At 44.6% G+C, this 13,225-nt stretch carries 11 protein-coding genes and 3 tRNA genes; 6 read left to right on the top strand and 8 right to left on the bottom strand.

Annotated elements, in window-relative coordinates; all coding sequences use genetic code 11:
• Positions 1 to 70: 70 nt before the first annotated feature.
• Complete coding sequence (locus tag VEA_RS12390) at positions 71 to 259, top strand: hypothetical protein (protein WP_012842016.1); 189 nt, start codon at positions 71 to 73, stop codon at positions 257 to 259.
• Here the strand turns inward: VEA_RS12390 and VEA_RS12385 are convergent.
• The 3 genes from VEA_RS12385 to VEA_RS12375 form a co-directional block, all read right to left on the bottom strand.
• A complete protein-coding gene (locus tag VEA_RS12385) occupies positions 249 to 1,184 on the bottom strand; it encodes a YeiH family protein (RefSeq protein ID WP_006743254.1) in 936 nt (311 codons plus the stop codon). The two genes, VEA_RS12390 and VEA_RS12385, sit on opposite strands and share 11 nt — an antisense overlap.
• Before the next feature lie 116 nt (positions 1,185 to 1,300).
• A complete protein-coding gene (locus VEA_RS12380) occupies positions 1,301 to 3,175 on the bottom strand; it encodes an MFS transporter (protein WP_012842015.1) in 1,875 nt (624 codons plus the stop codon).
• Between the two features lie 13 nt (positions 3,176 to 3,188).
• Complete coding sequence (locus VEA_RS12375; protein WP_006743255.1) at positions 3,189 to 3,779, bottom strand: TetR/AcrR family transcriptional regulator; 591 nt, start codon at positions 3,777 to 3,779, stop codon at positions 3,189 to 3,191.
• A 378-nt stretch (positions 3,780 to 4,157) separates the two neighbouring features.
• Here VEA_RS12375 and VEA_RS12370 point away from each other — a divergent pair, with 378 nt between their 5' ends.
• The gene (locus tag VEA_RS12370; protein WP_012842014.1) at positions 4,158 to 5,030 is read left to right on the top strand and encodes a Tim44 domain-containing protein; all 873 of its coding nucleotides are present in this window, start codon (positions 4,158 to 4,160) and stop codon (positions 5,028 to 5,030) included.
• A 411-nt stretch (positions 5,031 to 5,441) separates the two neighbouring features.
• Here VEA_RS12370 and VEA_RS12365 read toward each other — a convergent pair.
• The 3 genes from VEA_RS12365 to VEA_RS12355 all read right to left on the bottom strand — a co-directional run bounded on the left by VEA_RS12365 (position 5,442) and on the right by VEA_RS12355 (position 5,864).
• A tRNA-Tyr gene (locus VEA_RS12365) sits at positions 5,442 to 5,526 on the bottom strand.
• A gap of 84 nt (positions 5,527 to 5,610) precedes the next feature.
• A tRNA-Tyr gene (locus VEA_RS12360) sits at positions 5,611 to 5,695 on the bottom strand.
• 84 nt (positions 5,696 to 5,779) lie between these two features.
• A tRNA-Tyr gene (locus VEA_RS12355) sits at positions 5,780 to 5,864 on the bottom strand.
• 284 nt (positions 5,865 to 6,148) lie between these two features.
• Here VEA_RS12355 and VEA_RS12350 point away from each other — a divergent pair.
• From VEA_RS12350 to VEA_RS12340, 3 genes are all read left to right on the top strand, one after another.
• Positions 6,149 to 7,258, top strand: a complete 1,110-nt coding sequence (locus tag VEA_RS12350; protein WP_012842013.1) for an efflux RND transporter periplasmic adaptor subunit — start codon at positions 6,149 to 6,151, stop codon at positions 7,256 to 7,258.
• The gene (gene vmeF, locus VEA_RS12345) at positions 7,258 to 10,371 is read left to right on the top strand and encodes a multidrug efflux RND transporter permease subunit VmeF (RefSeq protein WP_012842012.1); all 3,114 of its coding nucleotides are present in this window, start codon (positions 7,258 to 7,260) and stop codon (positions 10,369 to 10,371) included. The genes VEA_RS12350 and vmeF overlap by 1 nt, the downstream gene beginning before the upstream one ends.
• Positions 10,372 to 10,593: 222 nt before the next feature.
• On the top strand, positions 10,594 to 10,791 hold the full coding sequence (locus VEA_RS12340; protein WP_005390570.1) for a type II secretion system protein: 198 nt from the start codon (positions 10,594 to 10,596) through the stop codon (positions 10,789 to 10,791).
• A 90-nt stretch (positions 10,792 to 10,881) separates the two neighbouring features.
• On the opposite strand, the gene VEA_RS12335 is transcribed toward VEA_RS12340, so the two are convergent.
• Entirely contained in the window at positions 10,882 to 11,457 is a 576-nt protein-coding gene (locus VEA_RS12335; protein ID WP_012842010.1) for a porin family protein, read from the bottom strand.
• 213 nt (positions 11,458 to 11,670) lie between these two features.
• Between VEA_RS12335 and VEA_RS12330 the strand changes: the two genes are divergently transcribed.
• On the top strand, positions 11,671 to 11,988 hold the full coding sequence (locus tag VEA_RS12330; RefSeq protein WP_005390574.1) for a DUF1244 domain-containing protein: 318 nt from the start codon (positions 11,671 to 11,673) through the stop codon (positions 11,986 to 11,988).
• A 64-nt stretch (positions 11,989 to 12,052) separates the two neighbouring features.
• Here VEA_RS12330 and VEA_RS12325 read toward each other — a convergent pair whose 3' ends face one another.
• Entirely contained in the window at positions 12,053 to 13,147 is a 1,095-nt protein-coding gene (locus VEA_RS12325; protein WP_012842008.1) for a PLP-dependent cysteine synthase family protein, read from the bottom strand.
• Positions 13,148 to 13,225: the final 78 nt, after the last annotated feature.

Below are 13,225 nucleotides of genomic sequence, written 5' to 3'. Positions count from 1 at the left end.
AATTTCGTATCCTTATAACTCTGAATCATAATTATGCTTCTTCGAAGAGAGAAAAGGCATAAAGTTCAGGATGGTAAAGCTAGTATTAATTACGGCGGTAGCACTACAAATTGGTATTGCAATAAGCAGTGAAGGGCTCGCCCGCTCTCTTGCAGAGCTGACGGCCTTTTTGATCGCTATCGCATTGGTTGTTACATACAAAAACAGCAAACTTGAGCCGTCGTCATCTCAACACGATGAGAAGACCACTAATATCTAAACAATAACCAACTTAGAGAAGTGGTTGAAATTAACACCCACAGAGTTACACCAAACAATAGTGGCTTAGCTCCAGCAGACCTCAGCTTCGAAATTGAAATGCTGCAACCAATCAGGAATAGACACACCACCAAAGCTTGTTTCGCTCCAACGAAAATACCGTGATAGACCATTTCAAATTGAGGGAAGAAGTCGCTAAACGCGATGGCTGCGCAGTACCAAAAAATGAAATAAGGAATAACTAACTTTTTCGTTCCATTCTCTTTCTGGTCTCTCGAAAAGATCACGGCACTGATCAGTGCGACAGGGATGATCCACAAAGCTCGTGCGAGTTTTAACGTTGTTGCTGTAGTTAGCGCTTCTTCACCGTAGGCTGAGGCAGCCCCAACAACAGAAGAAGTGTCATGAATAGCAATCGCGGCCCATGTACCAAATGTGTGTTGATCTAGCCCTAAAGCATGACCAACCACAGGAAACACGAATAGTGCGATGGAGTTTAGGACGAATACCGTTGCCAGTGCTAATCCAATCTGTTCGTCTTTTGCTTTAATCGCTGGTGCCACCGCGGCAATTGCACTACCACCACAAATTGCTGTACCTGACGAGATTAAGTATGCGGTTACTCGCTCCAACTTAATTATTCTGGCAATGATAGTGCCTATGATCAGTGTGCCCGTAATCGTGGCGATAATCAGACCGATACCATCCGATGTAACAGAGAGTGCTTGCTCAAAGTTGATGCCAAAGCCTAAACCAATAATCGAGTAGGACAACAGCTTTTTAGTAAAAGAAGCAATGGGCAGTTCTGAAGGCACAAAACCAAAACTTGCGAGTAGAAAACCAATAACTAGGGCAATAGGAGAGGAGACAAAAGGGGTTAAGCAAAAGAGTAACGCCAATCCAAACAAGAGGTAGTTTCTATTCAAGGTTTTTATTCGCTGTTGTGAATGAAAGCGCGAGTATATCGCACTGAGTGTGGTCAGTTTGTCTTAATGATTTGAACACATGTTCAGTTATTCTAAACATGTGTTCAAATGTATTTTTATCGCCAGTCGCCTCTAAGTTGATGCACTCTATCGAACATCGTTTTTGCCGTTGCTTCATTTGGTGGAACCGGCTGTCCGGCCTCAATTTCTAGCTTTGACCAAAATCGAGTCGGTAAGCCACAACATGCGCGGCCTTTCGCGCGGCTGAAATAGCTTCCCCATAAGCCTTTGAGTGCCACGGGTATGACAGGTACTGGGCTGCGACGCAGAATAATATCAATGCCACGCATGAATTCATTCATTTCACCGTCTGAGGTTAATTTCCCCTCTGGGAAAATACAGACGATATGTCCTTCGCTTAATGCGGTTTCTACATCATTAAATGCACGCCTGATGGAGTTTCTGTTACTCGCTGAAATCGGAATTACCCCAGTTCTGCGTAAAAAGCGTCTTAGTGGAGGTAGGTTGGCGTAATCTTCCTCCATCACAAAACGAATCAACCTTGGGCATACTGCGCTAAGTAGCAAGGCGTCCATATAGCTCACGTGATTACATACGATCAACGCACCGCCTTGTTCTGGCAAGTTATGTAGGTTTTTATGTTTCACTCGATAAATAGTGTGAGTTAGCATCCAAACCACAAAACGGACAACGAATATCGGTATTTGCAAAAAAATGTAAGCGGCGACCAAGAAATTCAAAATGGCTAACAATGCAAACAGCTGAGGAATTGTCATCTTGATGATACTCAGGCACACAATACCTAAGACAGCACTGCCGACCATAAACAGAGAGTTAAAGATGTTGAGCCCTGCGATGACTTGTGCGCGCTCGGTTTCCTTTGCTCTATGTTGCATTAATGCGTAAAGCGGTACGATAAACAGCCCGCCAGAGGCGCCAATCATCAATAGATAGAAAAATAATGGCCAAAAAGGCTCATATCTAAAGAAGTCTACAAAGTTATGGAAGATAGGTAGGTCACTTGGAATGGAGGTTGCCATCAAGTACCCAAATACCGTAATGCCAAGTGCGCCAATAGGCACAATACCGACTTCGATACGATGATTCGAGATCCAATTGCAAAGAAGCGACCCTAGCGCGATACCAATAGAAAACAGAGCAAGTAAGAAAGACACCGCACTCTCGGTGCCATTTAAGTAAATCTTGGTGAAATTTGGGAACTGGGTTAGATAGGCGGCGCCTAAAAACCAGAACCAGCTTATCGCCATAATGCATTGAAAAACAACACGATCTGATTTTGCGATGGATAGCGTGTGTTTAGTTTGTTTATACGGTTGCCAACGAAAAGAAAGGTTAGGTGCGCTGGCGGCTGCAAAGGGTATTGAGCGGCTCGACAAATATCCCAACAATGCAAAGAGTACGACACAAAATGCGGCAAGGTATTTTGCGTTGTCTGCTGAGGCGATAATTCCAGCACCTAGGGTACCAATAAGGATGGCGATAAAGGTACCAGCTTCAACAAGGGCGTTGCCTGGCACTAACTCTTTCGCGTTTAATTTTTGGGGCAAAAGGGCATATTTAACCGGTCCAAAGAACGCTGACTGTGTGCCCATTAAGAACAGTAGCAGCAAAAGCACACCATAACTTTCGGTTATAAAACCAATGGCGCCCAAAAGCATGATGGCGATTTCAAACAGCTTTACCTTGCGAATAAACCATGATTTTTCATATTTATCGGCTAATACGCCAGCTGAAGCGGAGAATAGAAAGAACGGTAGAATGAACAAGCCAGCCGCTAAATTGATGAACAAGTTGCTCGAAATAGGTAGTGCGCTGGATCCCGCGAAGGCGACAAACAGCAGCAAAACGTTTTTAAAAATATTGTCGTTGAAAGCGCCAAAAAACTGAGTAATGAAATAGGGTAGGAACTTTCTTTGCGTAAGTAAGGACGGCTGTCTGTCGGACGACATGGATAATCCTTTGTTACCAGTTTGTGAGGTAGTTAGAAAGCAGGTTACTGATTAATTCTTTACCATCAATGGGTTCACTAGAGAAAAATTTATCATCAACACTGAGTAAAGTAATACCGTGTACGCCAGACCAAAGCACTCGACTCGCTTGAATCACTTCGGACTCGGTACGATGTGGTGCGATTTGAGCCAATAGTGACTCCAACATTCCTGTCATCCCGTCGATACGTTTGGCATGCCATTCTGGAAGCTCTGCACCATTCATGTTGTGCTCGAACACTAACTGCCAACGGTAAGGGTGCTTTTGAGCGAAATCGTGGTAGCAATAAGCCAGTTCAAATAGAGCTTGATGAGCGTCTTTACTGCTATTGGTCGCCTTCAGTGCTTCTTGGGAGAGTTCGTCTAAAGTTTGCGCGACTACGTGTAAAAGTAACAGGTTATAGTTGCCAAAAATGTTGACTAATGTGCTTGGCACGTAACCAATCATGTTAGCGATTTTACGAAGACTGAGTTCGTGGTAAGAATTCTCATCTAAAAAGTTTTTGACTGTTGTTAAAGTCAAATTCACTAGCTCTTCTCTGGTGTGATCGTTTCTGCGCGCCATACTCTCAAACTGCTTTATTGAACATCGTTCAATATGATAGTCAGCTACCTATTAACCGTCAACAAGGCAATATACTCAAGTGACGTCAAGGTGCAGGATTCTGAGCTGTGTCACTGATTCTAATTCAAGTAAAACATCCCCAAGTAGCAGCGAGTTCATTCCAAGCATTTCTAAACGAACCAAGTATCTCGAAGTTAACCGAGAGCAGTCTGTATCTTTGGCAATATTCTGATACATGTCAGCTTCTGTAAGCTGTTTTCATCAACAGGCATACAGAGTATGATGACGTAACAATCATCTTTGGCGTGCTACTGTTTGAAACAATCGTTGTTTCGTTTGATAGAGCACAATCTTAGATAGCTAACTTTAAGGATAACGATGAAACGTTTATTTTCTATTGTTGCTCTGTTGATGTTTACCGTTGCTGTAACGCCTATCGCGGAAGCGAAGAAGTTTGGTGGCAGTAAGTCTTTCGGTAAGAGCTACAAAACAGCGCCAGCACCAAAACAACAGCAACAAAACACCAATACGGTCGGCAAAGATCAGACGGCGAAGTCTTCAAGTAAAAAAGGCTTAATGGGTGGTCTGCTAGGCGGACTTCTTGCTGGTGGTCTACTTGCTGCATTCTTTGGCGGTGCTTTTGAAGGTATCCAATTTATGGATATCCTAATTATTGGTTTGATTGCCTTTGTCATCTTTAAATTAATGCGCGGTATGCTAGGTGCGAAGCAGGGCAGTATGAACCAGCATCGTCAGCAACCTGCATTTGGTGGTAACGCATCTAAGTTTGAGCAACCAAACATGCAAAACTTTGAGCAACAGCCAAACACAAATAATGGTGGCTTTGGTGGTTTCGGCGCTCAAACGGACGTACCACATAACTACCCACCGGGCTTTGACCAAGCAGCGTTTATTAACGGCTCTCGTGAACACTACCGAATCCTGCAAGGTGCGTGGAATCATAATCAACTGGAAACCATTGAAGAATATGTTTCTCCAAGCTTGTTTGAAGATCTGAAAGCAGAGCGCGCGAAGCTCGACGGTGAGCAGCATACTGATGTAATGTACGTTGATGCAGAGATCGTCCGTGCCGATTACAATGCAAATAAAGCACAGCTTAGCCTGCAGTTTAGCGGTCGTTACCGTGACACAGTAGAAGGTGTTGAAGAAGAAATCGAAGACATCTGGCACCTAGAGCGTGACTTGACTGTGCCTAATGCACCATGGTTAATTGTTGGTATTCAAGGCTAGTCACCTTTAAACCAATTTAGTCACTAATAAAAATCCCGCCCCCCTGCGGGATTTTTTGTATCTGCGAAAGGTGTTTTTACAAAACCTGCCAGATGGAGCTTCATCATAGCTCGCGCTTAACTCTGCCGAATATCTTTTTTGCTAGTCAGTCCTCAAGTGCTTTATTGAATGTTTTTAGCATTCACATTATGGTCATTGCGATAAAACAAGGACAAAGTGCTAGTACATTGTTTGTATTACAACGACCAGATCCGAACTTTGGGCATAGGAGATTCGCTTTGGCCCAGTTGTTAAAGTAGGATCTAACAGAGGGAGAACCGCGAAGAAGTTGGGTTAAATAAGGAAGGGCTTGTTACTTTATCAAGAATCCGAAACGAAAAAAGCCAGCTCAATGAGCTGGCTTTTTCAATATGGTGGAGGGGGACGGATTCGAACCATCGAAGGCAGTGCCGGCAGATTTACAGTCTGCTCCCTTTGGCCACTCGGGAACCCCTCCAGGGCGTTTTATACTTAAAAGATAGTTTCCCAACCTAACTTCCAAGTTGCTCTTATGTTTAAAGGAAAAACACAAGAAAGAATATGGTGGAGGGGGACGGATTCGAACCATCGAAGGCAGTGCCGGCAGATTTACAGTCTGCTCCCTTTGGCCACTCGGGAACCCCTCCAGGGTGTTTTATACTTAAAAGATAGTTTCCCAACCTAGCTTCCAAGTTGTTCTTATGTTTAAAGGAAAAACACAAGAAAGAATATGGTGGAGGGGGACGGATTCGAACCATCGAAGGCAGTGCCGGCAGATTTACAGTCTGCTCCCTTTGGCCACTCGGGAACCCCTCCAGAGGATTTTTATACTTAGCAAGATGTTTTCCCAACTCATCTCCCAAGTGCGGAGCGAATCATAGCAAACTCGCTCAGGCTGTAAAGCGTTTTTCTTGCGTTTTTACGTTGAATGCTGTCTTTTTGGGCAAAGATGGTAGAAAGTCAGCGTTTTGTGTGTCCTTTGAACAGAAGAGAAACGCTCTTTTTACTTGAATTTACACTACTTGACGTTAAACCACGTATCTACTGATAAAATGTAAGCAGTTTAATGACATAAGTTTATTCGTTTAGAAGTCAATATCATGAGCATGAAAGCCACGTTATCGTTATCTGTTTTAACGCTTTCTATATTAATGAGTTCTCCATCAGCTTTCGCAGCTATGCGAGGCTCAGCAGTTACCGTCGTAACTGAGCAAGTAGAAACGCACGAGATCAATCAATCCTTATCGCTTATCGGTAAATTAGAAGCGGCGGAGTCTGTGGTTGTTGCATCGGAAGTCGCCGGCAAAGTGAATCAAATCGCTGTTAAAGCGAATCAAAATGTCCAACAAGGTCAGCTGTTAATCAAGTTGGATGATGATAAGGCTCAAGCCGCTTTGATTGAGGCAAAGGCGTACCTTAAAGATGAACAACGTAAGCTAAAAGAGTTTCAACGTTTGGTTAAGCGAAATGCTATCACCCAAACTGAGATCGACGCACAAAAAGCAAGCGTTGAAATTGCACAAGCAAGGCTGGACGCTGCTCAAGCAAATTTGGCCGATCTTCATATTACGGCTCCATTCTCTGGCACTGTTGGTTTCATCGATTTTAGTCGCGGTAAAATGGTTAGCGCGGGTACAGAGCTGTTGACCTTGGATGACCTTTCCGTCATGGAGCTGGACTTACAAGTACCGGAGCGCTATTTATCGATGCTTTCTATTGGTATGGAAGTCATTGCCAAAACCAGTGCATGGGGTGAACAGACGTTTACTGGTCAGGTTACAGGCATTGATACGCGGATCAGCTCAGAAACTCTGAACCTGCGTGTGCGTATTGAGTTTGAGAACCCTGAAAACCGCTTAAAGCCGGGCATGTTAATGAATGCATCATTGGCCTTCCCTGCGATTGAAGCGCCAATTATCCCGGTTCAAGCACTAGAATACTCTGGCACCAAGCGTTACGTATACGTCATCGATGACAACAATAAAGCGACTCGACAAGAAGTCATTCTCGGTGCTCGTGTCGATAACGAAGTCGTTATTGAATCAGGCGTTGAAGTTGGCGACAAAATTGTTGTACAGGGCATAGTTAATATGCGAGATGGTGTTGAAGTTAAGGAAATTGTCGCACCAGGAAAGTCAGAAACAGCTAACGCAACTGGTAATCAAGGTGTTCAAAGCACGCAAGACGAAGCGGCTAAGGAAGCAAACTAATGTTACTTTCTGACGTTTCTGTAAAACGCCCAGTCGCAGCGCTGGTATTGAGTATGCTGCTGTGTGTATTTGGTTTTGTATCCTTTACGAAACTAGCGGTGCGAGAAATGCCGGACATTGAAAGTCCGGTCGTTTCCATTAGTACGCGTTACGAGGGCGCTTCCGCGACGATCATCGAGAGTCAAATTACTTCTGTATTAGAAGATCAGCTTTCAGGCATCAGCGGAATAGATGAGATCAGTTCGACGACGCGAAACAGCAGTTCGCGTATCACGATCACTTTTGAGCTAGGTTACGATCTCAATACGGGTGTTAGTGATGTTCGCGACGCGGTGGCTCGCGCTCAACGTTCGCTACCTGATGAGGCGGACGATCCAATTGTCTACAAGAATAACGGTTCAGGTCAGGCCTCCCTCTATATAAATCTCAGTTCTGCAGAGATGGACCGCACTCAATTGACGGATTATGCAGAACGTGTATTGATGGATCGCTTTAGCTTGATCTCTGGGGTGAGCTCCATTGATCTCTCTGGTGGTTTGTACAAGGTGATGTACGTGAAGCTTAAGCCAGAGCTGATGGCGGGGCGCTCAGTCACGGCTTCGGACATTACATCGGCACTGCGAAGTGAAAACTTAGAAAGTCCGGGTGGTGAAGTTCGCAATGACTCGACAGTCATGTCGGTACGGACAGCGCGTAGCTATAACACGCCGGAAGATTTTCAGTACCTCGTGATTAAAAGGGCGAGCGACAACACGCCTATCTATTTGAAAGATGTCGCTGATGTTTTTATCGGTGCAGAAAACGAAAACTCGACCTTTAAAAGCGATGGCGTCGTCAATGTTAGTTTGGGGGTTGTTCCTCAGTCTGATGCGAACCCGTTAGAAGTAGCAAAATTAGTTCGAGCTGAAGTTGATAACATCCAGAAGTTCTTGCCGGAAGGGACGCGGCTTGCTATCGACTACGATGCGACGGTGTTTATCGAGCGCTCGATAGAAGAGGTATATAGCACGCTATTTATTACGGGTGGTTTGGTTATTTTGGTGTTGTACATCTTCATTGGTCAAGCTCGTGCAACCTTGATCCCAGCTGTTACGGTTCCGGTATCGCTGATTTCTTCGTTCATTGCCGCTTATTACTTTGGCTTTTCTATCAACTTAATCACCTTGATGGCGCTGATCCTGTCTATCGGCTTGGTAGTGGATGACGCGATTGTGGTTGTTGAAAACATCTTCCACCATATCGAACGTGGTGAATCGCCTTTGCTTGCGGCCTATAAAGGTACGCGGGAAGTAGGCTTTGCCGTTATCGCGACAACGCTAGTGCTGGTGATGGTATTCCTGCCGATTTCTTTTATGGATGGCATGGTAGGTCTGCTATTTACTGAGTTTTCTGTCTTGTTGGCGATGTCTGTGATTTTCTCGTCTTTGATCGCCCTAACATTAACTCCTGTATTGGGTAGTCAGATTTTGAAGGCGAATGTAAAACCAAATCGATTTAATCAAGTGGTCGATCGCCTATTTAGTAAACTGGAGAGTGGTTACCGCTCATTATTGAAAGGCGCATTGAAAATACGTTGGGCTGCACCGCTGGTGATTCTGGCGTGTTTGGGCGGCAGTTACTTCTTGATGAACCAAGTGCCAGCCCAGTTGACCCCTCAAGAAGATCGCGGCGTGATGTTTGCGTTTGTTCGCGGGGCTGATGCCACGTCATACAATCGTATGTCAGCCAATATGGACATTGTTGAAGACCGATTGATGCCATTACTCGGGCAAGGGTATCTGAAGTCGTTTAGTATCCAAACGCCTGCATTTGGTGGACAGGCAGGCGACCAAACCGGCTTTGTTATCATGATTCTAGAAGACTGGAACGAGCGAGATGTAACAGCTCAGGAAGCGCTTAACAAAGTGCGTGGTGCACTGGCTGGCATACCTGATGTTCGAGTGTTCCCATTCATGCCTGGTTTCCAAGGTGGTTCGAGTGAGCCTGTTCAGTTTGTATTAGGTGGCTCTGATTACGATGAACTTCTCGTCTGGGCTGAAATGTTGAAAAACAAAGCAGAAGAATCGCCAATGATGGAAGGTGCTGAGATCGATTACTCAGAGAAAACGCCAGAGCTATTGGTTACGGTCGACAGACAGCGTGCCGCAGAACTAGGGGTCAGTGTCAAAGACATTTCTGATACGCTAGAAATCATGCTTGGTGGTAAAAGTGAAACGACTTATGTTGAGCGTGGCGAAGAGTATGATGTGTATCTTCGTGGTGATGAAAACAGCTTTAATAATGCTGCGGATTTAAGCCAGATTTATCTGCGAACCAATAGTGGGCAGTTAGTGACGTTAGACGCGGTCACTAAAATTGAAGAAGTGGCAGCTTCTATTCGTCTATCTCACTACAACAAACAGAAATCCATCACTATTACAGCCAACTTGTCAGAAGGCTACACATTAGGAGACGCGCTGAATTACCTTGATCAACAAGCGATAGACAACTTACCAGGTGACATCTCGGTGAGTTATTCTGGCGAGTCAAAAGACTTTAAAGAGAACCAAGCGAGTGTTGCTGTCGTGTTTGCGTTGGCATTGCTTGTGGCGTATCTCGTGTTGGCGGCTCAGTTTGAAAGCTTCGTGAACCCGTTAGTGGTGATGTTTACGGTACCGATGGGCGTATTTGGTGGCTTCCTTGGCTTGGTTGTGATGGGGCAAGGCATGAACATTTACAGCCAGATCGGCATGATCATGTTGATCGGCATGGTGACGAAAAACGGCATTTTGATTGTCGAATTTGCCAACCAGTTACGTGACCGTGGTGTTGAATTCGAAAAAGCGGTTATTGATGCAGCTGCGCGACGTCTACGCCCGATCTTGATGACAGCATTTACCACGCTTGCTGGTGCCATCCCGTTGATTGTATCGACAGGGGCTGGTTATGAGAGCCGTATTGCCGTGGGTACCGTGATCTTTTTCGGGATGGGATTTGCGACATTGGTGACCTTATTTGTCATCCCGGCTATGTACCGATTGATTTCGGCGAAAACACAGGCGCCAGGTCATGTAGAAGCAGAATTGAACAAAGCACTCAGCCACGATACAAAAGGCCGTATTGCTCATCCTTAGCCGCTGTACGTAAAGCTTTGATTGAAAACACCGAACAACTTTTGTTCGGTGTTTTTTTATATTGAGCGTGATTACTTATAGATCTAATGATTATTTTTGTTTATTATTTCGCCACTTCTTCGAGGGGCACAGGACTCGCTCATCGTATTGACTGAATGTCGGGTCCTGTTAGGTGTCATGCCGGGAAAGCAGCATATACCTATTATTATTTGAGGTGTTCTCTTGAAAAAAGTACGTGGTAGTTACATGGTAGAAATGGTTTTAGTTGCGGGTGTTATGGCGTTGTTAGCGACCACTGCACTTCCGACGTTAACGAATGCACTAAAAGATCGTCAAGATGGCATTTTACACTCTCTCGATGCCGGGCAACCAAGTAGCCATGTGAATCAAGAGACAACAGAAAAGTTCTCCGCTCAGTAACTGATGACACTCCGTAGATTGTAAAACAAGCCGAGGTAAAAACCTCGGCTTGTTTGTATTTCAATTCTGGTAACTTGGTGCTATCTAATGTTAGAAGCGTTTCCCTAAGCTAACTTGCACACCTTCGTAGCTGTCGTAAAAATCTTCAAAGCCCATATCTGCGACATTATAGATGTACTCTGCGCGCAACCAGATGTCTTTGCTCATATCCCAATGGACACCAGCACCGATATTGAATAGTGCTCCTGAATCATCTGTGACTTTTTGTTGGTTTGGAACGTACATTTCTGCCTGAGTCCCTAACGCGGTCACGCGGCCGAACAAAGAAAGTGGCGTATCGCCAAGGTTATCACTGGTCAATACAGCTGACATACCCGCTTGGTAATAGTGCAAATCCAAATCTGTTTTCAGTTTGTCGTTCTTCAGTTCGTTTTGGGAATAGCGAAGCACACCTTCAAACGCAAGGTATTGATTGACATGATAGCCCCAACCAACAGTGATATGTGGTGTGGACCACTCATTGTCTCTGTCTGAGCCAAAATAGGGTGTATCAAAACCGACGTTACCAGTACCCAGATAAAAATAAGATTGATGAGTTTGTTCTTGAGCAGCAAAAGTCGGCACACTGATGGTCAAGGCAGACAATAATAGAATGGCGTTTTTCATAACTTGACGATAACCTTTGTAAAAGACCGTTGTAATGAGTTGTGTTAATATTAATTTAATCAATAAGATAGGTAGCATTTATCATATCAGTTTTTACGCAAAGGTAGTCATTTAGACTGAGAATTGTTGCGCTAAAGCAGACTTTCTTGGCTGGAGAACTTACTATTCGGTATGGTGACTAACGTCAATCAAATAAGAGAGAAGGAAAGGAAAGTGGCTGAATTCAAATATAAAAATCTGACTCAAGAAGAACAAGATAAGTTAGACGCGGCGACATTTCGTCGTTTATTGGCGCATTTAGACGCGAATAAAGACGTGCAGAACATCGACCTCATGATCCTTGCGGGCTTTTGTCGCAACTGCTTTAGCAAATGGTACAAAGCCGAAGCGGAAAATCTTGGTGTGGATTTAGATATTGATGACGCTCGCGAACGTGTATATGGCATGACTTACGATGAATGGAAGCAAAATCATCAACCTGCGGCAACGCCAGAACAATTGGCGGCGTTTGAAGCGCGTCAGAAAAAGTAATACTCATTTCCAAAAAAACAGCCCGCACATCAGCGGGCTGTTTTTTTACATTCGAATTTACATATTAAGCGGTAATTGGACCGCAACATGCAGGTTCGACACAGCCTTTCGCTTGAATGACTTCAAGTTGCGCGAGGTAAGGTTGAATATCACCGATGTTCTCTTTTACCCATGTTAAGTCGTAATACGTATCTAAGTAACGCTCACCAGAGTCACATAAAAGTGTCACGATAGAGCCTGTTTCACCGCGTTGTTTCATTTCGCAGGCCAGTTGAAGCACACCGTAGAGGTTCGTCCCCGTTGATGCGCCTACTTTACGCCCAATCAGCTGAGAAACCCAATGTGCAGTTGCCACACTGGCAGCGTCTGGAATTTTGCGCATCTCGTCAATAACACCTGCAATAAAGCTTGGCTCGACACGTGGTCGACCGATGCCTTCAATTTTACTGCCGGTCTCACCTTTTAATGAGTGATTACCTGACTGGAAAGCGTCGTAAAACACCGAGTTTTCAGGGTCTACGACACAAAGTTTGGTGTCGTATTTTTGGTAACGAATAAAACGGCCAATGGTTGCGGATGTACCACCAGTTCCTGGGCTCATTACTACCCAATTAGGAATTGGGTGATCTTCTAGTTCCATTTGGCTAAAGATAGAGTTCGCAATGTTGTTGTTGCCGCGCCAGTCAGTCGCACGTTCAGCATAAGTAAACTGATCCATGTAGTGGCCATTTAACTCTTGAGCCAAACGTCGAGACTCGTCATAAATCTGATCTGAGCGCTCTACAAGATGCGCTTTACCACCGTAAAACTCAATTTGTTCAATCTTTTTACGTGCGGTGGTTTTCGGCATAACAGCAATGAACGGTAAGCCAAGCAAGCGAGCAAAATACGCTTCTGAAACGGCAGTGCTGCCTGAGGACGCTTCAATCACTGTGGTTTCAGGACCAATCCATCCGTTACAAATCGCATAAAGAAACAACGAGCGTGCCAATCGGTGTTTCAGAGAGCCTGTTGGGTGCGTGCTCTCATCTTTTAGGTAGATATCGATACCATCAAGAGAAGGCAGTTCGAGTTTAAATAAATGAGTATCAGCAGAACGTTGAAAGTCTGCTTCAATTTTACGCACTGCATTGTTGATCCAGTTGTGGTCAGTACACATGGCGTCTCTCCTTGGAAATCGATAGATAAGCATTAGATGGGAATAATTTACCTATAATATGAGAGAAAAACTTTGCTA

This window comes from Vibrio antiquarius (assembly GCF_000024825.1).
GTDB lineage: Bacteria > Pseudomonadota > Gammaproteobacteria > Enterobacterales > Vibrionaceae > Vibrio > Vibrio diabolicus.
This window is presented reverse-complemented; position numbering and strand designations above follow the sequence as displayed.